We start from the raw sequence: 21303 nt of genomic DNA, 5'->3' as shown, positions 1-21303 counted from the left end.
TTAAAGCTTATTCATAAAATAAATATTAAATCTTTTGGGTGCGTTAATAATTTTTAAAGCACTTATATAATATAGTTCCTCTGGGACTAATTTTAGTCCTGTCACTAGTAAAAACTTACCAATGGTCTACGCTATCACGAGCCCTACAGGCATTTAATCTTTTCTTTATAAATTACAGTATAGAATAGTATAGAGTATTTTGGTTAAAATTAGTGATCAATATCACATAGATAGATTGTCATAAATCACAGTCTTGCGTGATCTAAATCGATGAAATGGATTTAAGTTACCGCTAGCATTCTTAGGTCAGCTGTTAATACTCAAGGAAACGGTGCATCATGAATACTCAACAAATTCGCTTCGCAGCCATCACGATTTTAGATATTGCTCTATTGTTCACAGCCCCCATCATCATCGGATTATTCTCAAAAATTCCCTAAGTCTAAGGAACTATGTCTTAGGAATGATGAACGATGAATCGGCACATACATACACATACATAATAGACACATAAGACACATAAGATACAGAATTTAACAATTCTGCATTAATCGTTTTGCCAGTACAAGCCCCTAACTCCTAGCATGGGTTATCATTATTAATCATTAATTATTCATCGTTCCCTGAGCACTGTCGCGACCAGTGGCATTCTTAGTTCAGTTAATTTTAGATATCAAATAAATCTGAAAATGATCACTTTATATGTAATCAATAAAGTAATCAATAAATTTCCAAATCTGCTCTTGACTGGAATAATAGTGAGTGTGGGGTTGTCGGCAATACCAGTATCAGCACAGGTAGAGGATAAACACGTCAACGCTCTGGTAGAAGCACTGCGGCTTTCGGCACCACCGAATCGCCCGAATGATGGCATGTACAGCGACTGGCAAGTTTTACCTGCCATTATCCCGAGCTGGACATCTCAATGTGCAGGACAGGCCATGACACCTGCACAATTTGAAGCCGACCCGACCACAGCACGCAATGTTGTGGCTTGCATCATCAGACGGGAACTAGAGATTGAATTTAGAGATAGTGGCAACAATGAAATGATTGCTGTTCGCCGTACCGCCTGTTGGTGGATGACAGGAAAACCCTCTGGTTGCAACAGTGGCGCAACTGCTGACTATGTCCAGAGAGTCATGGGCTTTTATCAGCAGCCCCATAGGTCAACACCAGTATTCGCACAAGTAGAGGATCAGCAAGTCAACACTCTTGATCAGCAAGTCAACACTCTTGATCCGCAAGTCAATGCTCTTGTAGAAGCACTGCGGCTTTCGGCACCACCCAATCGTCCCAATGATGGCATGTACAGCCAGTGGCAAGTTTTACCCGCCATTATCCCGAGCTGGACATCCCAATGTGCAGGACAGGCCATGACACCTGCACAATTTGAAGCCAACCCAACCACAGCACGCAGTGTTGTGGCTTGTATCATCAGACGGGAACTAGATATTGAATTGAGAGATAGTGGCAACAATGAAATGATTGCTGTTCGCCGTACCGCCTGTTGGTGGATGACAGGACAACCCTCTGGCTGCAACAGTGGCCCAACTGCTGACTATGTCCAGAGAGTCATGGGCTTTTATCAGCAGTATAGGTCTACAAATCTCTGAAGTGGGAAATCAGGACTGAACCCCAACTCTACCCTACAGGTAAAGTTGGGGTTCAGTTTTGCGTAAGTTCCATATTATAGATAGTGGCGATTGAGGTGCAACGTCAAACCGAATGGAACGATTGGAATGTAATGCGATTTTGTTTGACCTGGATGGAACCCTAGTAGACTCGACCCTCTGCATTGAACAGCACTGGCGCAGGTGGGCAAATCAACATGGTCTAGATGTGGAGGAGATTTTCAAAATATCCCATGGTCGTCCTGCTATTGAAACCATCAGGATTGTGGCTCCTCACCTCAATGCTGAGGAAGAAGCAAGACAGTTTACTCAAAGTGAGGCAGTAAATCTAGAAGGTGTGGTAGAGGTAGCTGGAGCAGCTTCCTTAGTGGCTTCCTTACCACCAGAGTCTTGGGCAATTGTCACCTCTGGAAATTATGCGATCGCAACCAATCGATTGCGTCATGTTGCCTTACCAATACCCCAAATTTTGATTACCACTGATGATGTCAGTCACTATAAACCCCATCCAGAAGGCTATCTCAAAGCAGCTCAATCCCTGGGTGTAGCACCAGAACAATGTGTAGTAATTGAGGATGCACCGGTTGGCATCCAAGCTGCACGAGCTGCCAACATGAAAGCGATCGCAATAGCAACAACCCACCCAGCCACAGCATTAGAGCAAGCAGATCTTTGTATCTGTGCTTTAACCGACATCTCAGTTAGGCAAGTCGGCCAGTCAAGCAGTAGCACCACTAACCTGGAAATTCTAGTAGCTGTTAACACCTAACTTTCAACCTTCTTAGAATTTAAAATTTAGAATTTAGAATTTAGAATTTAAAATTTAGAATTTAGAATTTAGAATTTAGAATTTAGAATTCTGACCAACAACCTTCAACTTTAAACCTTCAACTTTAAACTTTCAATCTTAAACATTTAACATTTAACCTTCAACTTTAAACCTTCAACCTTGGCCTTTGGCCACGCTACGCGAACAACCTTCAACCTTGGCCTTTGGCCACGCTACGCGAACAACCTTCAACAGATCATGCTGCTTGCCGAGACAACAACAGTTGAACAAAAGTATCACTAACTGTATGGTCTTTAGTATTCGCTGCGTATTGAATTAAGGTTTCCCGCAAGTGCCAAGCAGCATTCCACGGCAGTAGAGTTGCCAAGAGGAAGTACACACCGCGAAACCTAGGGTCACTGATATGCTTGTTTGGCAAATCTTTTCCCTCACCTAGGAACGTCTGCACGATGAAAAAGTCCTGGATTTTGTCGTGGCGGAAGTACCATTCTTTTCGATCATTGCCTGCATGGTCAACAAATATACGACAAATTACCATTTTGTGGCGTTCCATGCAAATCAGTTCTTCAAACCATTTGTCAGCTGGTATAGCTACCTGGTCTTGCAAGCGCATCTGGTAAACTGCTTCAGCAAATGCCTCTAGGGGAAATTTCCTCAGATAGAGTTGTTCATACTCCTGAGCCATATATTGATACTGCTGTTGCTGCAAATTCAGCAAGTCTGGTTTCTGCCCATAGGCTATCATCTGAGCCACTATGGTCAGGTCCATCGGGTTAGACAGCATCCGACGCACAGCTTTCCGTTCTTCTTCTGATTGGTACTCATCTAAAACGGTGTCAATATACTTTTCGCAGGCTTGTTTGTACTTCATACCCGAGATGGGAGCATCTGGGGGCATAATCTTATAGCGGGATAGTAAAAATTCCTTAATCTGCTTAGGTTTTAATGGTTGCAGTACATAGGTCGTAGCGGAGGAAGGAGTCTGGCACTCCATAGATTGGGTCCCGATGATAATATTGCCCTTGAAGTAACTTTCCACAAAAGTGGTAATCATCGCTCGTGTGTCTGGAGTGACTTCATTGAGTCCATCAATACAGATATCAATGGCATCACTGTAAATCAGGTCTCGCAAGAAACCAGAGTCTTGGGCGAATCCATGAAGTTTTGCTTGAATTGCTTCGATCACACCATTAGCGCATTTCTCAGCAGGTAAATAGACGATGATCCGCTTAGATGATTTCACTAAGTGGCGTAGAAACATGGATTTCCCTAATCCTGATTCCCCTTCCAGGACAATGGGTAATTCCAGATCTGGTATTGCTTCTTGAATGGGTTGGATTATATTTTTTCCCTTCCGCTCGACTTCCAAGTCAGGAAAGTAAGCTTGTTCATCAAAGTTTTCTAAATCCGCATCTGATAGCAAGGATTCCTGGAACGGGGCAAATAACTTCGAGCGTAGAAAGGGAATCCAAGTTAGGGCTATGCCTACGTACCCCAGTCCAAAAAACTTCCGCACCCAGGGATTCCAAAAGAAAATAGCTTGGACTTGGGGGGATTTGGGATAAACCAGTATCAGTCCGAACCAAAATAGCATATGAGTTAGCCAGATAATCACCCCTCGCCCAAAAATTTTCTGATAACTACGAGATTCCTGTTCTTCCTGGAGATGATAAAGACCACCACGCACGGTTTCTATCCATCTATCGTGGAAAATTTTATCGGTGTCTTGCTCTAGCCGTTTGATAACTGTTTCAAATTGCAGTATGGATGTTTGCAATTGCACTTTGGTGAGCTGCTTCTTTTGTTTTCCAAGCTTAGAAGCAATTTCGACAAGGGCAGAGGCGGCGGAATAGCGAACATCGATAGATTCATCTTTCAACAGGATTATTAAGTGAGGAACAGCCTGAGTCCCTTGCGTTCCCATCTTTCCTAGAGCAGAGGCGGCATAATAGCGAACATAGACTGAGTTATCCTTAAGCAACTCAATTAATAGAGGCAGAGCATCCTTAGTTGGCTCTCCAATTTCCCCTAGTATCTCGGTAGCGTAAATCCGGATCAGAATAGATTTATCGTTCCTGAGTTGCTCAATGAGCTGGGAAGCAACATCTTTGGTTTTCTCGGCAATCTGCTCTAGGGCATTGACGCTAGTCCTGCGAACCGATAAGGATGTTTCATCCTTTAGGGCTTCAATCAGGTAAGGTACAGCTGACTTGGCTGCCTCTCTTTTATTCCCTAGGGCATAAGCAGCATTAGCACGAACCTCAGCAGATTTATCTTTCCTCAGGACTTCAATGAGCTGAGGTACAGCCTCATGGGTTTTATTTCCCAAATTCCCTAGGGCATAAGCACCATTGGCACGAACTTCAGCAGATTCATCCTTAAGTGCATCAATCAGGTCAGGGATAGCCTGATAAGATGCTTCTCCCATCAATCCCAGAGCAGAAGCGGCTTTGGCACGAACTGGTGCCGAGTCATCATTCCTTAGGGCTTTAATCAACCAAGGGACAGCTCGATCCCCTTCCTCTCCCATACTCCACAGAGCAACAGCAGCTCCCTCCCGAACTGCCGCAGATTTATCCGTCTTCAGGGCTTGAATCAGTAAATAGACAGATTTTTGACCACATTCGACTATAGCTTGTTGAGCCGTTGTGTTATTTATATCGTTGAATTTGGCGATATTAGTCTTAATCTCTGGTTGAGTACACCCTTGAGCTAAGGCAGGACTACAGGGCAGCAGTAGCAATGAGCAGCCTAGTAAAAAGACCTTGAGCACTGAGGAAGTGGGTTGTTTGATGCACCTAATCATAGAAGTTCTCCAAGATTTCGTGAGTATAGATACAAGCAATCTCTTCACAAATCCAGTTTTATTTCTCTGAGGGGCTATAAAAGTACCCCCAAGGGTACTTTTGAGGATTCCCCACTCCCTGATATAGCGCTACGCTTAGCGTCAGAAGTCAGAAGTCAGAACTCACAAGTCAGAAGTCATAAGTCAGAAGTCAGAAGTCAGAAGTCAGAAGTCAACTATGACTTACGTTTCGGAGTTTAGGAGCGATGCAGCAAGGGAACAGGGGAGCCAGTGCGGTCTTGGGGGTTCCCCCCATGAGCAACTGGCGTGGTTTCCCCCACTCGCGCTTTGCATGGCTGACAATGTCCTGACCTTCATGGGTAGTGCTATATCCAGTCCGGAGCGCCTAAGTATTAATTCTTAGTATTAAGTATTAATTCTTAATTCTTAGTATTAAGTATTAATTCTTAGTATTAGGGACAAGAGGCGTAGTTGAGGGCTTCCATGCTTTGCGAAGACCTAGGAAACTTGGTCATAACCCCCTTAGTCGATAACCTTAATCACCGGAAAGGATCGAATTCTGTTTTTTTTCTTAACATTTGACTTTTCGCCAAAAAAGTGTCAAAATAGATACAGAATTAAAAATTGGAATTAAATAAGCATTGAGGTCTCTGTCGGCTCAGTGGCTCTCAACTCAGATGTCCTGAAGTAGATAAGCCGTAGAGAATCCAAGAAAGTGATACCTAGGGCAAGCTTCCCTAACTCTTAGACAGAATTCCTCACCTGGCCAAGCAACTTATTAAGTAATTCTTGGCCAACCAACTTATTAAGCAATTCCATTAAGCAATCCAATTGGAGGTATTCGAGCAATGAAACTTTCTTACCGAGGTGTCAGTTATCAAAGTGAACCATCTACCCTAGAAGTATCTGAAGGTGAAATTGGTGGAACTTACCGGGGTCATAGCTGGAAAGTTCACCGGATTAAGCATAATCCTTGGCGTAAATCATCGGCTAACATGACCTATCGTGGTGTTAGCTATAAAAGAGGGTAGCTATTACTATAACTAGTTTTGTTTGAGTCAAAAAGTGCTGGTTGCTGGGTGCGTCAAGACCTCAGGGCTGAGTAAACATTGATCACATATTACTCAATACTAAACATTTCGGTACTCAGCATTTCGGTACTCAGCATTCTAGTACTAAACATTTCAGTACTCAAGATTTAAGTACTCAACATTATTGAAAGCACTCAAGACTATTGAAAAAAGTAGTCTGATATTATTATTTGTCAATCGGAGGGGTAATAGATATGAAACTTAGGTATCGTGGTGTAAGTTACGACGCTGAACCCTCTTTACTAGAAGTGAGAGAGGGGGAAATTGGTGGTGTTTATCGGGCTCAGAATTGGAAATTTCACTATCCCAGACACATGCCTGAACCGCCACCGGTAAATCATCTGAAATGGCGTGGTGTTTCTTACTGCACTGGTAATGCAACTGTAACTAATTGTGATGTAACTGATTCTCAACCAGTGGCTAAATCGATTCCTACTGTAGCTGCAAAGACATCGATTGCTCGCCACCGGCTGCAAAAAGTCTTGAATGAGAGCAGAAAAGTTCATCTGGCTACGATGCGCCAAACTTTGGAACATCGTCTAGAGGTAGCTAAAGCTAACGGTGATCAGAATTTGGTCAGGCTTCTAGAAGATGAGTCAAAGCAGATGCAGCCTATCTAGTTGGTTAACACAAATATTGCCACAGGTTTGGTGGCGAGCTAGTTTTGGATTCTCGCTAACCCCAGCCATTGCGATATAGATTGACCAAACCTTATTTAAACTTTTTGACATATCCACAACTCTCTAACATCAGACACAGCGATCCACAGCGATCGCTTTTTTGATGCTTTGATTTTTGATGCTTTGATGACTTGCCACACTCTGGTAGGGCAATATTTTGTAACAATTGTCTTACATGAAGCCCGCGCACAGGTAAATCTATGATGCTGAACTCTTATCGTGAACACCTAGCTGAACGGGGAGCTAAAGGAATTCCTCCCCTACCCCTAAGTGCTGAGCAAACATCCCAACTTTGTGAACTGCTGCAAAATCCACCAGCTGGGGAAGAAGAGGCATTAATGGCTATGTTACGCGATCGCATTCCCCCTGGAGTGGATGAAGCAGCTTATGTCAAAGCTGGGTTTTTAACTGCGATCGCAAAAGCAGAACTCACTAGTCCCCTAATTTCCCCTCAGGGTGCTGTAGACCTTTTGGGTACTATGGTTGGAGGCTACAATGTCCAATCCCTGGTTGAGTTACTCCAGTCGGATCACACCACCTTAGCAGCCGAAGCCGCTACTGCCCTAAGTAAGACGTTACTTGTCTTTGATGCCTTCAATGATGTTCTAGAAATTTCCGATGTCAATCCCTATGCCAAGCAAGTCATCGATGCTTGGGCCAATGCTGCGTGGTTCATCCAGCGTCCTAAACTCCCGGAAGCAGTTACTGTGACTGTATTTAAGGTACCTGGAGAAACCAATACCGATGACTTATCCCCCGCCACTCACGCCACCACTCGGCCAGATATTCCCTTACATGCCTTGGCCATGTTGGAATCTCGGATACCGACGGCTTTAGATACTATTGCTAAATTAAAACAAAACGGGTATCCTGTGGCTTATGTTGGGGATGTTGTTGGTACTGGTTCATCCCGGAAATCAGCAATTAATTCCTTACTTTGGCATATTGGTGAAGATATCCCCTATGTTCCCAATAAACGGGCTGGGGGATATATCTTAGGTAGCAAAATTGCCCCGATCTTCTTCAACACTGCTGAAGATTCTGGTGCATTGCCCATTGAGTGCGATGTTTCAACAATGGAAACAGGTGATGTGATTACTATCCATCCCTACAAGGGTGAAATCACTAACCAAGCTGGGGAAGTCATTTCCACCTTTACCCTCAAACCCGATACCATCCTCGATGAAGTCCGTGCTGGTGGACGGATTCCGTTACTGATTGGGCGATCGCTCACGGATAAAACCCGGGAAGCTTTGGGATTAGAACCAAGTCCCCTGTTTACCCGTCCAACCATCCCAGAAGATACCGGCAAAGGCTTCACCTTAGCCCAGAAGATGGTCGGTAAAGCCTGTGGCTTACCGGGTGTTCGTCCAGGTACCTCTTGCGAACCGATCATGACTACAGTTGGTTCCCAGGATACCACAGGACCCATGACTAGGGATGAATTAAAAGAACTGGCTTGTCTTGGTTTCAGTGCGGACTTAGTCATGCAAAGCTTCTGCCATACTGCTGCTTATCCCAAGCCCGTTGATGTCAAAGTCCATAAAAAATTGCCCGACTTCTTTGCCTCTCGTTCTGGTGTAGCCTTGCGTCCTGGGGATGGCATTATCCACTCTTGGTTGAACCGGATGTTATTACCTGATACCGTAGGCACTGGTGGAGACTCTCACACCCGTTTCCCCCTAGGCATTTCCTTCCCTGCTGGTTCCGGATTAGTCGCCTTTGGTGCTGCTTTGGGAGTCATGCCCTTAGATATGCCGGAATCTGTGTTAGTGCGGTTCAAAGGTGAATTGCAGCCAGGGGTAACATTGCGGGATATTGTTAATGCTATTCCCTATGTGGCTATTCAACAAGGGTTGCTGACAGTAGAGAAGAAGAATAAGAAAAATGTCTTCTCGGGACGGATTATGGAAATAGAAGGATTGCCCGATTTGAAAGTTGAGCAAGCCTTTGAACTTACTGACGCTACTGCGGAACGGTCTTGTGCTGGCTGTACTATTAAGCTCGGAGTAGAAACAGTATCTGAGTATTTGCGTTCCAATATCGCGCTACTGAAAAATATGGTTGCACGAGGCTATCAAGATGCCCGTACGATCATGCGTCGAGTGGCCAAGATGGAAGAATGGTTGGCAAATCCCGTACTGATGGAAGCGGATCCAGATGCAGAGTATGCTGAAATTATCGAGATTGACTTGAATGAAATCACTGAGCCGATTGTAGCGGCTCCCAATGACCCAGATAATGTGAAATTGTTGTCTGAAGTCGCAAGCGATCGCATTGATGAAGTATTCATTGGGTCTTGCATGACCAATATTGGACACTACCGTGCTGCAGCCAAAGTTCTACAAGGGGAACCCCCTGTTAGCACTCGCTTGTGGATTTGTCCCCCGACCCGGATGGATGAGAAACAACTCAAAGAAGAAGGGGTTTACGGTATCTTTGGCATAGCTGGTGCCCGGACTGAAATGCCTGGATGTTCCCTCTGCATGGGTAATCAAGCTCGGGTTGCTGATAAAGCTACAGTATTCTCCACCTCTACTCGTAATTTTAATAATCGTATGGGTAAAGGTGCCCAAGTCTACTTGGGTTCTGCTGAATTAGCAGCAGCTTGTGCTTTGTTAGGTCAGATTCCAAGCGTTGAAGAGTATCAGTCAATTGTAGCCGATAAAATTAATCCCTTTGCTAGTGATTTGTATCAGTATTTGAACTTTGATAAAATCGCTGGATTTGAAGATGAAGGACGGGTGATTCCCATCGAAGAAATGCCCAAGATTGAAGATATTTTGGGTATCCCAGCGGGAACCCTTAAGTAGATTACTTTGAGTTTAGTTTAGCTGAATAATCGGGTGAGCTTTTGGGTTCACCCGATTATTTTTATCACTTATATCAAATTCGGTTGAAAACTTATTATTAGATAATAGGGAACAGGGAACAGGGAACAGGGAACAGGGGATAAGGAGGAAGATTACCTACCAGAAGTAAGGTATATTTTTTGAGAAGTGATTCTATTAACATGATATTATACTAAGATCAGATTTATAGCAAAGGATTGACTTCTGTGATACTTCAAGACTTAGAGCAAAAACTTCTTGCCCTTAGCCCTAGTGAAAAAGTGCAGGTTATTCAGTTACTTGCTCAAAGTCTCACAAACAATTGGCAAGGAATTGAGAAAAACCCTAGAGTTTGTGGGGAAGAAGCTTGCATTGCCAATACTCGTATTACGGTCTGGTTACTTGTAGAAGCTCGTCGTCTTGGATACAGTGATGGTGACCTTTTAACAAGTTATCCCACAATTACAGCTGCTGATTTAGCTAATGCTTGGGTATACGCAAAAGCTCACCCCGATGAAATCGAAATAGCCATTGATCGCAATGAGGTAGCCTAGTAGATGGCACGTTTTTACGCAGAAGAAGTTAGGCGAGGTAAAACCCCTCAGAATAACAATGCTTGACCGAAAAATCGGGGAGTGTGAGGGGTAAGGCGCAAGCCCCTAGCTTTAGATATGGGCTTGCGCCTTACCCCTCACATAAATGAACTGAGCAACGCGAATCCTTTTGGGAAAAACTTTCAATTCAATCAGGAACTTTGGATGGATTGAAAATTGTAGTCTACAATAGAAAGCAGATCGACAAAAAAAGGAGGTGATTAAAAGAGTGCTTGTAATAGAGTTCAAGGCCGTAACTAATAAAGCCCAAAAAGTAGCGATAGACGAGGCGATCCGGACATCACGATTTGTCCGAAACAAAGTATTACGCTACTGGATGGACAATAAAGGAGTCGGTAAGAAAGAGCTTTACCGTTACAACACTGATTTAAGAGCTGAGTTCAAGTTTGTCGAGGATTTAAACAGTCATGCTTGTCAAGCGTCTGTTGAAAACGTAGAGCGAGCAATTCATAGATTTTATGATAACTGTAAAAAGAAAATTCCTGGTAAGAAAGGTTACCCTAGATTCAAGAAATCTTCTCGCTCGGTGGAATACAAGACTAGTGGATGGAAGTTATGTCCAGACAAAAAGTCAGTCAAATTTACCGACAAGAAAGGAATTGGGAAGCTCAAGCTCAAAGGAACGTGGGACTTATGGCGTTTTGATGTAAAACTAATTAAAAGGGTTCGCATAGTAAGTCGGGCGGATGGATACTATGTTCAGTTCTGTGTAAAAGTAGATAATTCTGAAACTGTTGAGACAACAGGTAAGATTATTGGTCTAGACGTTGGACTAAAAGATTTCTATACTGATTCCAATGGATATAGGGAACCATCACCTCGGTTTTATCGAAAAGGCGAAAAGCGTCTAAAGTTCTATCAACGTCGGGTTTCCCGGAAAAAGACAGGCTCAGCCAACCGTAAGAAGGCTATTAATAAACTAGGCAAGACACACCTTAAGATAAGTAGGCAACGTCAAGAACACGCCAAGAGACTGGCACGTTGCGTAGTCCGATCTAACGATCTGGTAGCCTATGAAGACTTAAGGGTTAAAAACTTAGTCAAGAATCACTGTCTTGCCAAATCTATTAATGATGCAGGTTGGTACCAATTCAGGAATTGGTTGGAATACTTTGGTACTAAGTTTGGCAAGGTAACTGTTGCAGTTAATCCTGCCTATACTTCACAAAATTGCTCCAATTGTGGCGAAGAAGTCAAAAAATCTTTGTCCACTAGAACCCATATTTGTCAATGTGGTTGTTCGTTAGATCGAGACCACAACGCTGCAATCAACATACTGAATAGAGCCTTAAGTACGGTGGGGCACACCGGAACTTGGACTATTATTAGTCCGAACGCTGGGGGAGATCGGGCCTCTACTGTTCTTGGTGAAAACCAGGTTCAGCAAGCTGGGTCGTTGAACCGAGAATCCCCTAGCTTCTAGCTATGGGGAGTGTCAATTGACTAAAATCCAATCCATTGCTGAATCGTATTCTCCCCAAGAACTATTTGCTGCTTTAGTTTGGCAGCGCCGATTCAATGAGTTTGATGGCCCAGAAGTTATTACTGACCTTTCCAAGCACAGAGATTTATGGGCAAGCTTTCTGTTTACCAAACCAGTCTTTGCCCCAGATGAACATGGGTTAAGTTTTGGTGGTTTGCTAGATACCCTGCTGGCAATGGCAAACTATCGTCCCATGCCAGATAGCAGCATTATTCATTTTGTTGCCTATCCAGCAGATACCCTATACATACTTGCAGAGAATCAAGATACCAAAGTTTCTCAACTAATAGATCTGGGTAAAAAATGGCGAGCTGACTCGGTAGAGGTAACTGATGGCACAAACGAAGAGTATAGTTACCGACTCAAACGCCGATTGAGATATCGATATGAAGGGGCATTATGGGGAGACGATATTAAACGTGATCGGGATGCAGTTGTTGTTTGCTATTGGTGGGATTGAACTGTATTTAAGCAATCAGCTATCAGTATTCAGCTATCAGTATTCAGCTATCAGTATTCAGCTATCAGTATTCAGCTATCAGTATTCAGCTATTGGCCGTAGGCCACGCTACTTGAGATGCAAACAGCTTTTGAATAATACAAGCTGACCGCTGAGGGCTGAGAGCTGACCGCTTACAGAATATGCCAGGAGGCGGACTTGAACCGCCGACACGAGGATTTTCAGTCCTCTGCTCTACCAGCTGAGCTATCCCGGCTTGTCTTTTTTCGGCTTGTCTTTTTTGACGCCTTATTAAGTCTAACAAACCTAGTCTGGATTGGCAAGTAGATCAGAAAATTTTTTTTTGTGCGATCCAGCCCTTGTGCCACAGGCTTCGACGCTGTGGCATCAATTCTTGTTGCCGATTCCCGATTCCCGATTCCCGATTCCCGATTCCCTCTTCCCCACTTTGCCGCGAAGTCTAGTATATAACCAAATGACTCAACCACCCTCAGCCAATGTTTTCCCTAACTCAAACCAGTACCCGCCAGCGAGAAATCCTAGAAGTTGTCTTCCGAAACGGTTGGGATTACATGCGAGGACTCCTAACGGGCAACAAAAATAATGACGAACCTCAACTCCCCACTCCTGCTGTCCTTCGCAACATTTTAATTGATTTAGGTCCGGTGTACGTTAAGTTAGGACAACTGCTGTCTACCCGTCCCGACCTATTACCAGGAGCCTATGTTGAAGTCCTCACTGACTTGCAAGCCAATGTACCACCAGTAGCCTGGAGTGAAATAGAAAGCCTGCTACAGCAAGAACTAGCACAGCCAATCTCAGAAACCTTTACTACCATCAATCCCCAAGCCATTGCTGCTGGTTCCATTGGTCAAGTCCATCGCGCTACCCTCAAAAATGGTCAAGACGTGGCTCTGAAAGTGCAACGTCCTGGGATTGACCAGATCGTTGCTCAAGATATTGCTATCATTAGAGGCTTAGCGGAGTTAGTCTCTCTGACGGAATTTGGTAAGACTTACGATATCGTTGCCATAGCCGATGAATTTGTTACTGCCCTAGAAGCAGAACTGGATTTTACCCAAGAAGCTAACTATACCGATAAACTCCGCAGTAATCTATCCAATAGCCGCTGGTTCGATTCCCAGCAATTAGTCATACCAAAGATTTACTGGGATTTGACCAGCCAAAAGCTACTTACCATTGAGTGGCTGGAAGGGGCACCTCTGCTATCGGCGCAATTATCACAAACTCAACAGGGCAAAGATACCCAGACCCAGCGACGGGAAATTACCACCCTGTTATTTCGGGCTTTTTTCCAGCAGGTTTACATCGATGGCTTCTTCCATGCTGACCCCCATCCGGGAAACATATTTTATCTGAGGGATGGTCGCGTCGCCTTATTAGACTGTGGCATGATTGGACGCTTAGACCCCCGCAGCCAACAGATTTTGACGGAGATGCTCTTAGCAATTGTAGACTTAGATGGCAAGCGATGTGCTCAGTTAACCCTACAACTATCTGAAGCCGGTGAGTCGGTCAATTTATCTGGCCTGGAAAATGACTATGACCGTATGCTGCGCAAGTATTACAACCGAAGCCTCTCCAAAATCAACTTTAGTGAAGTGTTTTATGAGATACTACAAGTCTCGCGAAATAATAAAATCCGCTTACCGGGTAATATGGGTTTATATGCCAAAACCCTAGCTAACTTGGAAGGAGTTACCCGTGGGTTTTATCCCGAAATTAACCTGATCGACCAAATCACCCCCCTGATTACGGAAGTGTTTCGGCGTCAACTCCTGGGAGATAATCCGTTACAAACCCTTCTGAGAACGATTTTGGATATCAAAAGCCTGTCATTGCGATCGCCTTCTCAAATCGAATTGTTTTTAAACCGGGTCAGTTCCGAAACCCTGAAGTGGAATATTACTGTCCCAGAGCTAGACAAACTACGTTACAGTATCGATGATTCTGCTAATCGACTCTCCTTCAGTATTGTAGTCGGTTCCCTGATTGTGGGTGCAGCAATTGTGGCCTCAGGAAGCCAAACTCCCCAGATGTCTGTGGTTACTAATATCCTGTTTGCTGCAGCTAGTTTTTTAGGATTGTGGCTGATTGTTAGTATCTTGCGTTCGGGACGGTTACGGTAATTTGATCAGGGAGTAGGGAGTAGGGAGTAGGGAGTAGGGAATCGGGAATCGGGAATCGGGAATCGGGAATCGGGAGCATTCAGCCGTCAGCTTAAGCGCTACGCGCACGCTACGCGAACAGCTTGTCGGGTGGGCAAAAACCGTTTGGTTGTTTTGAGTATTAATGATTATTTTACTTTGCCCACCCTACTTTAATTGCTATTTTTTTTGACACACAAGCTTGTCGGGTGGGCAAAAACCGTTTGGTTGTTTTGAGTATTAATGATTATTTTACTTTGCCCACCCTACTTTAATTGCTATTTTTTTGTACACGCAAGCTTGTCGGGTGGGCAACAACAGTTTGGTTGTTTTGAGTATTAATGATTATTTTACTTTGCCCACCCTACTTTAATTGGTATTTTTTTTGACTATGGCTGACGGCTGACAGCTGACGGCTGACGGCTTACATCTAACTTCCCATCGGTGATATCAGCTTCAAGCTGTTTATCCCAGAGTAACCAGTCTCTTTCAGCAAACCACTCTCTCAAGCGCACGAAATCTTCCTTAGAGAGAGCCTCAATTTCAGCTTGAATCTGTTCTACTTTTGTCATCAGAAAAAACTGACTGCAATACTGGTGATTAAACCTCTATAGTATAGCATAAAAATTAACTTGCTCTAGGCTATATTTTTTAGCTTGTAGGGTGGGCAAAAACCGTTTGGTTATGCGTGAGTATTGATAGATTAGATTACTTTGCCCACCCTACTTTAATTGGTATTTTTTTTTACTTATCAACCTCAAAGTCCCCCTTTTTAAGGGGGATTTAGGGGGATCCCTTTGTAGCTCATGGGAAAGAGAATTGCTATATCCCTTTAAACCTTTCTCCTTTCCTTCTGCCTTCTGCCCTCTGCCTTCCTAAGTCAGCTCATCCCGCAATTTTTGAAGATTCTCCCGGCAAGCGATAGTATTGGGATGATTTGACCCTAACTTTCGTTCAAAAATCTCCAAGGCTTGGACAAACAGAGGTTCTCCCTCGCAGTACCGTCCCTGATTATTGTAGAGTAATGCCAGACTGTAGAGGGAGATAGCGACATGTGGGTGTTCAGTACCTAAAAGTTTTTTGTAAATCTCCAAGGCTTGGACAAAAAGAGGTTCTCCCTCCGAGTAACGTCCCTGATCCCTGTAGAGTACTGCTAGATTGTTGAGGAAGAGAGCGAAATATGGGTGTTGTTGACCGTATAGTTTTTTAAACATCTCCAAGGCTTGGACAAAAAGAGGTTCTCCCTCCGAGTAACGTCCCTGATCCCTGTAGAGTACTGCTAGATTGTTGAGGAAGAGAGCGAAATATGGGTGTTGTTGACCGTATAGTTTTTTAAACATCTCCAAGGCTTGGACAAAAAGAGGTTCGGCCTCCGAGTACCGTCCCTGATTAGAGTATAGTTTAGCCAGACCATTTAGGGAGAGAGCGACATATGGGTGTTGTTGACCGTATAGTTTTTTCATCATCTCCAAGGCTTCGACAAAAAGAGGTTCTCCCTCCGAGTACCTTCCCTGATGATTGTAGAGTAATGCCAGATTGTTGATAGAGAGAGCGACCTCTGGGTGTTGTTGACCGTATAGTTTTTTCATCATCTCCAAGGCTTGGACATAGCGAGGTTCGGCCTTGGAGTACTGTCCCTGATCCTTGTAGAGTGATGCTAGATTGTCGAGGCACGTGGCGACATCTGGGTGTTCTTCTCCTAACCGGTTGCGGGTGAGCTTTAAGCATCGCTCTAACCAGGGTAATGCCTGGTTATAAGCCCCTTGACCTTGGTAAAACCAACCCAGACCTTGAAAAGGTTTGTATAAATCTTCATCCGTGAGCCAGTCTGAGAGTACTGTCCCAGTTTCTATCAGGTGAGGGATGGCGGGACTAGCTGTAGCAATATCGTTTTGTGTCGGTACTTTAGGAATTTTATCTGCCACGGCCACCATTGCCTGACCAAATCCCTGCTTGAGTTGATCAGCCCCATCGTAACGTTCCATTTTGTCTCGTAGGAACTCTCGAATCAACTCGTGCAACTGGTAGATTCCCTGATCCGTGCGCCCAAGTAAATTCAGTTCCAACAGAAAGTCATCTCTAATATCTTCTAAATCTTCTGAGTCTTGGTCAGGCCAAGAATTTTCCACCAATTTCCAGGGAATGGGAGCCAAAGCAAACAAACTCAGCAGACAACCCAACCGCTGGGCATCTTGATCCAGTTCAAGCCAACTCAACTCAAAGGCAGCTGCCACTCCCTTTTGTGCGGTCATAGTAGCAGCTGGTTGTTTTAGCGATCGCTGTTCCAGATGTTTTTTTTCCAACCGCTGCTGCATATCTGCCAGGGATAAATCTTTTTTATTTTTTAAATATCGCCCTACCAATTCCAAACCTAGGGGCAGATATCCCAACCATTTGCAGAGTTTTTTGGCTTCCGACCACTGCCGGTTTAGTCTTTCTTTTCCGATTAGGGATTCCAATAACTCCAAAGCTGCCTTTTCCGAAAGCACTTCCAGGGCTAACAGATCAAAAGACTCTGCTAACGACTGCTTCCTGGTAGTAATAATAATCTTAAAACGGGGGTGAGTTGGAGGGAGATAGGGTTTAATTTTATCAAATTTAGTAACATCATCAAAAATCACCAGCACCAAATTATCCGATGGCTGCCAATTGTCCCAGCACCATTGAGCCTTTTGTTCGAGAGTGAGAGGTTTTCCTGCTTTTTCTTGGGGTACTTCCAAGTTCATTTTGAGCTGGGCAAACTCTACAATTTGAGTCCCTAAATCCACATCCCGCGCTTGCAGCCAGCAAACCCCACCCAGATAATCTTTCCGCCAATAGTTGAGGGCATATTGCAGGGCTAATTCAGTTTTACCGATACCACCCATGCCAGAAATAGCAGAAATTACCACCCGTTCTCGCTGCTGTAGCCGCTGGTGTAGAGTTTCCAGTTCACTTGAGCGTCCAACGAATTTGGAAACATTGGTGTGGGGCAGATTTTGGGGAATGGCTTTTAAACCTAGTCCATCATCAACTTTTTTTTTTGCCTGTTCCTGTTTACTATCAGGATTACTATCGGGATTAACTGCTGGTTTCAGTTGAATCGGTGGCAGAGGAATTGTTAAATTATCATTGACAAACCGCTTTACCTGACGGTAGATTCGATTCTTTTTATCCTCTACTTTGCAGATAGAAATATGGTCAACATCCATCGGGACAGGAATAACCCCCTTAATACCAGGATCAGCACTGGTTTGATTCACCACTAAAATCCCATTGGTAGGTCTGGTTTCGCAGTAAACCAGCATCGGGATTTGGCTAAACTGGTGGTCATTGCGATACAAAAGATTCAGTTCCCGTAAGCGAGAATGGTGCGCCTCCAATTCGTCAACACTGACAGTGGTTTGTAGAATCGTGCCAATGTGCTTAATCCAACTTGCCAAATCAGAACCAGAATGAGGGGTAGACAGGAAAACAATTCCCCTCGTCCCAGATGCGATCGCTTGCCATTTGCCAAAATCCCTAGCACTGCGCAGCATCTGTTTCACCAGCAGTCCCCCCATACTGTGAGTAACGAAAATTATTGGGCGATCGCCTATCTCATAGCTATCCAGTAGATCTAAACTATTAGTCGCCCGGTCTACCAGAGGCATAGAATTACCCTTCCATCTAAACGGTTCTACCTGATAAGCCAGAGACCAAATTCCCAGATCTGATAAATCTTCCCCCAGCCAAGCAGGCCAAAAATTATTATCATCTCGCCGTTCTTGCGGGTGCCAAGTACCCCGGGCATCACCCCCAAGTCCATGGACAAAAATGACATCCCCACGGCGAGAGGAATTCTGAGTACCAGAAATTTCAATTAAATCGTTACGATCACTCACAGACTAGCTCTCCAGGAATAAAGGTCATTGAGATTATTATTGAGATGCTTCGTGACCCTGATCCTCAGCTAGGGTGCTGGCATCGGAGGAATTGACACCGATGGGTTTAATCGCCATACCCTTACCAGATCTTGCTATCCAATAGATTAGCTACCAACTGACTGAGTCCGGAGAAATCCGGAAAGTGCTAATAAATTCTCTGTCTACCCATTATTCCGCCGCTCCCTACTCCCGATTCCCGATTCCCGATTCCCGATTCCCGACTCCCGATTCCTCTATTTTTATCCGGATAAAAAATAACTTATTTTTTTTTAATCAGAGAAAATATTTTTTTTTAAGAAAAGTAAAAACTTTCCGGATAATCAATAATTATGAGTTTTTACTTTAACTCAGTATTATCTCTATTTCTATAACTACATAATAGTTATGTAGTTAATTTTTTTCAGTAGTATTTCTAATTTACAACCATCTTTATAGGCGGTTACTTTAGAACTATGAAACGAGTTAAACACTAACTCAATTCCAGGATAAACTATCAACTCACAAAGCTCGAAAAACAATGAACAACAACTCTCTTTCTCTAAGCAAAACTCTCATCAACACAGGTCTCATTTTTGCGGGCTTAACTGCTGTACTGGCCACATCAGCTAACGCTGAATCAGCGATTCGTGGATCTGCCGTAGAGACACGGGCTTCTGGGAGCTCTATCAGTGTTTCTGGTGAGCTGATTTTACCTGAAGCTCTCCACTTTTCTGGTCCATTGACTGTTACACCAACCTACGCCGATGCTGGAACAAGCACTGCAACTATCGTTAACCTCACCCTAGATGGAACTGGAGTTGCGGCAGTCTCTACTACTACCACTAGTAGCTCAACAAATGCATTCCTTGCCGAAGCTGCAACGGCTCTAGGTGCTGCTACCACCGTTGAGGATCAAGCCGCTTTAATCCGTGCCGGAGCAGGTAATGAAGGCTTGGGTGCTCTAGAGTAAATTAACAGTAAGCAGGACTTACGCCAGGCACCCCGAAATCTCCTAAACGTGGTCAGGGTTGTAACATTGCTCTCGAATAAATTGTCAGGTAAATAGGCGTAAAAGGGAGTTGGGGTGCTGGGGAGAGGGGTTTTTCAGGTTAAACATACCTTTTTATTAGCTTTAATCCCCTCTATCTCCCCACCTCCCCACCAATCACATTTGAGTCCAACTTTGAAACAGCTCTGGGGGGTGAGGGAGGATTCCTGTTCCCTGATCCGAAGCTCACAGCGCTATAACTAGTTACCTAATAACTACAGTTGAATTCTAGTTTTATCCGGATAAAAAATAACTTATTTAGTTTAGTTAATTAGAAAAAAAAATATTTTATCAAAATGGGTAGTCAATAAATATAGCGTTTTTTATCATAATGAGGTACACAGTTTTTTTTCCTCTTGCCTCTTGCCTATTGCCTCTTGCCTCTTGCCTCTTGCCTATTGCCTATTGCCTCTTGCCTCTTGCCTATTGCCTATTGCCTCTTGCCTATTCTCTGTTCCCTGTTCCCTGTTCCCTTTGATTAACTTATATATCCCAAATTAAATTCTGAACAGATTAGTCAATAAATACTGATCAAGTTTCCACGTAATTCAGTATTATCCCTAGTTTACTGACTACAAACTAGTTATAGATTTCGATAAGTTCAGTGTTCTCTCGGATTTACTATAGTCTTCCGATGAAGTTACTTTATAACTATGAAACGGGTTCAACGATGACCTAAGTTCCCGATAAACTATTAAGGCACAAAGCTCGAAAAACCATGAATAATAAGCATCTAGATCTAGGAAAAATTCTGATCAACACAGGTCTCGTTGTTGCGGGCTTAACTGGTCTACTGGCCACATCAGCTAATGCTGAATCAGCTATTCGCGGATCTGTCGTGGAAACAAGACCTTCTGGGAGTTCTCTCAGTGTTTCCGGTGAGCTGATTTTACCTGACGCTCTCCACTTTCCTGGTCCATTAGTTGTTACACCAACCTACGACCTTGCTGCTGCTGGAACAAACACTGCAACTATCACTAACCTCACCCTAGATGGAGGTACAGCTGTGGCAGTGTCGGGTACTACCGGTAGTAGCTCAACAAATGCATTCCTTGAGGCAGCTGCAACCGCTCTAGGTGCTGCTACCGCAGTTGAGGATCAAGCAGCTTTAATCCGTGCCGGAGCAGGTACTGAGGGCTTAGGTGCTCTAGATTAAATTAACAGTCAATTCATCCTGTTAAATCAGGGCAAACGCATCTTAATTAATAAACCCTCTATTAGCCTCAACACTCAGCATTCAGCTATCAGCTATTGAACAGTGCTATAGAGTCATAATTTTTCCGTAATCCACATCAATGGTTTACTGTCAAGACTAATTTAGATGCGTTTACCCTTTCTCTTCAATTACGTTTTCTTGATCATGCCTCCTGGGATTTCTGTGTAGAGAAATGCTAGGAGTATTTTTTATGTTTGTATATAAAAATAGCAAAGGGAACAGGGAGCAGGGAGCAGGGAGCAGGGAACAGGAAACAGGTGATATGGGAGTAGTAAAAAAAAATTGCATTAATTTAAAAATTTATATATCCATAATTTAGGTAATTCTAGGAATTTACGAGAGCATCAATACCATTAAAAAGCGACGATTTTGAGTTTTATTAAACTATTACTAAGAAAAATATTTTTATGAAAAAAACTGTATACAATTAGGTGACAAAAATGGATGCACTAGCTTTATTTTTTATAGCATTTTTTTCTGATAAAACACCAACGTTTCCTACAGATTTTAATCATTACAAAATTTCTGAAAGCGTACAATTTGAAATCAAAGAGGCGGATTTTTTTAGGTCTAATCCTGATCAGGTTAAAGACTTTAT

21 protein-coding genes and 1 tRNA gene are annotated in these 21303 nt (G+C 43.6%); 16 read left to right on the top strand and 6 right to left on the bottom strand.

Going from position 1 to position 21303, the window contains the following annotated elements; all coding sequences use genetic code 11:
- Window positions 1-689: 689 nt before the first annotated feature.
- The 3 genes from F6K46_RS25600 to F6K46_RS25590 all read left to right on the top strand — a co-directional run bounded on the left by F6K46_RS25600 (window position 690) and on the right by F6K46_RS25590 (window position 2706).
- Complete coding sequence (locus F6K46_RS25600) at window positions 690-1616, top strand: hypothetical protein (protein ID WP_293060894.1); 927 nt, start codon at window positions 690-692, stop codon at window positions 1614-1616.
- Window positions 1617-1728: 112 nt separating this feature from the next.
- Entirely contained in the window at window positions 1729-2403 is a 675-nt protein-coding gene (locus F6K46_RS25595) for an HAD family hydrolase (protein WP_293060896.1), read from the top strand.
- A gap of 180 nt (window positions 2404-2583) precedes the next feature.
- Window positions 2584-2706: a hypothetical protein gene (locus tag F6K46_RS25590; protein WP_293060898.1), complete on the top strand. Its 123-nt coding sequence runs from the start codon at window positions 2584-2586 to the stop codon at window positions 2704-2706.
- Here the strand turns inward: F6K46_RS25590 and F6K46_RS25585 are convergent.
- Window positions 2660-5230 carry a HEAT repeat domain-containing protein gene (locus F6K46_RS25585; protein WP_293060900.1) on the bottom strand — a complete coding sequence of 857 codons (2571 nt, stop codon included), beginning with the start codon at window positions 5228-5230 and terminating at the stop codon, window positions 2660-2662. The two genes, F6K46_RS25590 and F6K46_RS25585, sit on opposite strands and share 47 nt — an antisense overlap.
- 217 nt (window positions 5231-5447) lie before the next feature.
- Between F6K46_RS25585 and F6K46_RS25580 the strand changes: the two genes are divergently transcribed.
- The 3 genes from F6K46_RS25580 (at window position 5448) to F6K46_RS25570 (ending at window position 6941) form a co-directional block, all read left to right on the top strand.
- Window positions 5448-5633, top strand: coding sequence for a hypothetical protein (locus tag F6K46_RS25580; RefSeq protein WP_293060902.1), 186 nt, complete (start codon window positions 5448-5450; stop codon window positions 5631-5633).
- 445 nt (window positions 5634-6078) lie between these two features.
- Window positions 6079-6261, top strand: coding sequence for a DUF4278 domain-containing protein (locus F6K46_RS25575; RefSeq protein ID WP_070392931.1), 183 nt, complete (start codon window positions 6079-6081; stop codon window positions 6259-6261).
- A gap of 254 nt (window positions 6262-6515) precedes the next feature.
- A complete protein-coding gene (locus F6K46_RS25570) occupies window positions 6516-6941 on the top strand; it encodes a DUF4278 domain-containing protein (RefSeq protein WP_293060904.1) in 426 nt (141 codons plus the stop codon).
- A 91-nt stretch (window positions 6942-7032) separates the two neighbouring features.
- On the opposite strand, the gene F6K46_RS25565 is transcribed toward F6K46_RS25570, so the two are convergent.
- Window positions 7033-7191: a hypothetical protein gene (locus F6K46_RS25565; protein WP_293060906.1), complete on the bottom strand. Its 159-nt coding sequence runs from the start codon at window positions 7189-7191 to the stop codon at window positions 7033-7035.
- Window positions 7192-7204: 13 nt separating this feature from the next.
- On the opposite strand from F6K46_RS25565, the gene acnB reads away from it, so the two are divergent.
- The 4 genes from acnB to F6K46_RS25545 all read left to right on the top strand — a co-directional run bounded on the left by acnB (window position 7205) and on the right by F6K46_RS25545 (window position 12389).
- Window positions 7205-9814 (top strand): bifunctional aconitate hydratase 2/2-methylisocitrate dehydratase, encoded by a 2610-nt coding sequence (gene acnB / locus F6K46_RS25560; RefSeq protein ID WP_293060938.1) that lies wholly within the window; start codon window positions 7205-7207, stop codon window positions 9812-9814.
- Window positions 9815-10059: 245 nt separating this feature from the next.
- Window positions 10060-10386: a DUF433 domain-containing protein gene (locus F6K46_RS25555; protein ID WP_293060908.1), complete on the top strand. Its 327-nt coding sequence runs from the start codon at window positions 10060-10062 to the stop codon at window positions 10384-10386.
- Window positions 10387-10654: 268 nt separating this feature from the next.
- Entirely contained in the window at window positions 10655-11869 is a 1215-nt protein-coding gene (locus tag F6K46_RS25550) for a transposase (RefSeq protein WP_293060910.1), read from the top strand.
- Between the two features lie 16 nt (window positions 11870-11885).
- On the top strand, window positions 11886-12389 hold the full coding sequence (locus F6K46_RS25545) for a hypothetical protein (RefSeq protein WP_293060912.1): 504 nt from the start codon (window positions 11886-11888) through the stop codon (window positions 12387-12389).
- A 183-nt stretch (window positions 12390-12572) separates the two neighbouring features.
- Here F6K46_RS25545 and F6K46_RS25540 read toward each other — a convergent pair.
- A tRNA-Phe gene (locus F6K46_RS25540) sits at window positions 12573-12645 on the bottom strand.
- An 89-nt stretch (window positions 12646-12734) separates the two neighbouring features.
- Here F6K46_RS25540 and F6K46_RS25535 point away from each other — a divergent pair.
- Together F6K46_RS25535 and F6K46_RS25530 are read left to right on the top strand one after the other, a co-directional pair.
- A complete protein-coding gene (locus tag F6K46_RS25535) occupies window positions 12735-12860 on the top strand; it encodes a hypothetical protein (RefSeq protein WP_293060914.1) in 126 nt (41 codons plus the stop codon).
- Window positions 12861-12886: 26 nt separating this feature from the next.
- Window positions 12887-14539, top strand: coding sequence for an AarF/ABC1/UbiB kinase family protein (locus tag F6K46_RS25530; protein WP_293060916.1), 1653 nt, complete (start codon window positions 12887-12889; stop codon window positions 14537-14539).
- Window positions 14540-14946: 407 nt separating this feature from the next.
- On the opposite strand, the gene F6K46_RS25525 is transcribed toward F6K46_RS25530, so the two are convergent.
- Window positions 14947-15129, bottom strand: a complete 183-nt coding sequence (locus F6K46_RS25525; RefSeq protein ID WP_293060918.1) for a hypothetical protein — start codon at window positions 15127-15129, stop codon at window positions 14947-14949.
- Between the two features lie 303 nt (window positions 15130-15432).
- On the bottom strand, window positions 15433-18420 hold the full coding sequence (locus F6K46_RS25520) for a tetratricopeptide repeat protein (RefSeq protein WP_293060920.1): 2988 nt from the start codon (window positions 18418-18420) through the stop codon (window positions 15433-15435).
- A 184-nt stretch (window positions 18421-18604) separates the two neighbouring features.
- Here F6K46_RS25520 and F6K46_RS25515 point away from each other — a divergent pair, with 184 nt between their 5' ends.
- The 4 genes from F6K46_RS25515 to F6K46_RS25500 all read left to right on the top strand — a co-directional run bounded on the left by F6K46_RS25515 (window position 18605) and on the right by F6K46_RS25500 (window position 20645).
- Window positions 18605-18808 (top strand): hypothetical protein, encoded by a 204-nt coding sequence (locus tag F6K46_RS25515; RefSeq protein ID WP_293060922.1) that lies wholly within the window; start codon window positions 18605-18607, stop codon window positions 18806-18808.
- Between the two features lie 171 nt (window positions 18809-18979).
- On the top strand, window positions 18980-19411 hold the full coding sequence (locus tag F6K46_RS25510; RefSeq protein ID WP_075903310.1) for a hypothetical protein: 432 nt from the start codon (window positions 18980-18982) through the stop codon (window positions 19409-19411).
- Between the two features lie 409 nt (window positions 19412-19820).
- The gene (locus F6K46_RS25505; RefSeq protein WP_293060925.1) at window positions 19821-19967 is read left to right on the top strand and encodes a hypothetical protein; all 147 of its coding nucleotides are present in this window, start codon (window positions 19821-19823) and stop codon (window positions 19965-19967) included.
- Window positions 19968-20207: 240 nt separating this feature from the next.
- Entirely contained in the window at window positions 20208-20645 is a 438-nt protein-coding gene (locus tag F6K46_RS25500; protein WP_293060927.1) for a hypothetical protein, read from the top strand.
- Window positions 20646-20816: 171 nt separating this feature from the next.
- Here F6K46_RS25500 and F6K46_RS25495 read toward each other — a convergent pair whose 3' ends face one another.
- Complete coding sequence (locus F6K46_RS25495; protein ID WP_293060929.1) at window positions 20817-20993, bottom strand: hypothetical protein; 177 nt, start codon at window positions 20991-20993, stop codon at window positions 20817-20819.
- Between the last annotated feature and the right edge of the window lie 310 nt (window positions 20994-21303).

The sequence above is a fragment of the Moorena sp. SIO3E8 genome (genome assembly GCF_010692445.1).
GTDB lineage: Bacteria > Cyanobacteriota > Cyanobacteriia > Cyanobacteriales > Coleofasciculaceae > Moorena > Moorena bouillonii.
Note: the sequence above shows the minus strand (reverse complement) of the source record. Positions and strands in the feature narration are given on the sequence as shown.

Bases quoted from the DNA above. Each gene is read 5' to 3' on its own strand.
- F6K46_RS25525 (WP_293060918.1), bottom strand. From the start codon at position 15,129: ATGACAAAAGTAGAACAGATTCAAGCTGAAATTGAGGCTCTCTCTAAG.
- F6K46_RS25500 (WP_293060927.1), top strand. From the start codon at position 20,208: ATGAATAATAAGCATCTAGATCTAGGAAAAATTCTGATCAACACAGGT.
- F6K46_RS25530 (WP_293060916.1), top strand. From the start codon at position 12,887: ATGTTTTCCCTAACTCAAACCAGTACCCGCCAGCGAGAAATCCTAGAA.
- F6K46_RS25495 (WP_293060929.1), bottom strand. From the start codon at position 20,993: ATGCAATTTTTTTTTACTACTCCCATATCACCTGTTTCCTGTTCCCTG.
- F6K46_RS25580 (WP_293060902.1), top strand. From the start codon at position 5,448: ATGACTTACGTTTCGGAGTTTAGGAGCGATGCAGCAAGGGAACAGGGG.
- F6K46_RS25510 (WP_075903310.1), top strand. From the start codon at position 18,980: ATGAACAACAACTCTCTTTCTCTAAGCAAAACTCTCATCAACACAGGT.
- F6K46_RS25595 (WP_293060896.1), top strand. From the start codon at position 1,729: ATGGAACGATTGGAATGTAATGCGATTTTGTTTGACCTGGATGGAACC.
- F6K46_RS25600 (WP_293060894.1), top strand. From the start codon at position 690: ATGATCACTTTATATGTAATCAATAAAGTAATCAATAAATTTCCAAAT.
- F6K46_RS25575 (WP_070392931.1), top strand. From the start codon at position 6,079: ATGAAACTTTCTTACCGAGGTGTCAGTTATCAAAGTGAACCATCTACC.
- F6K46_RS25570 (WP_293060904.1), top strand. From the start codon at position 6,516: ATGAAACTTAGGTATCGTGGTGTAAGTTACGACGCTGAACCCTCTTTA.
- F6K46_RS25585 (WP_293060900.1), bottom strand. From the start codon at position 5,230: ATGATTAGGTGCATCAAACAACCCACTTCCTCAGTGCTCAAGGTCTTT.
- acnB (WP_293060938.1), top strand. From the start codon at position 7,205: ATGCTGAACTCTTATCGTGAACACCTAGCTGAACGGGGAGCTAAAGGA.
- F6K46_RS25505 (WP_293060925.1), top strand. From the start codon at position 19,821: ATGAGGTACACAGTTTTTTTTCCTCTTGCCTCTTGCCTATTGCCTCTT.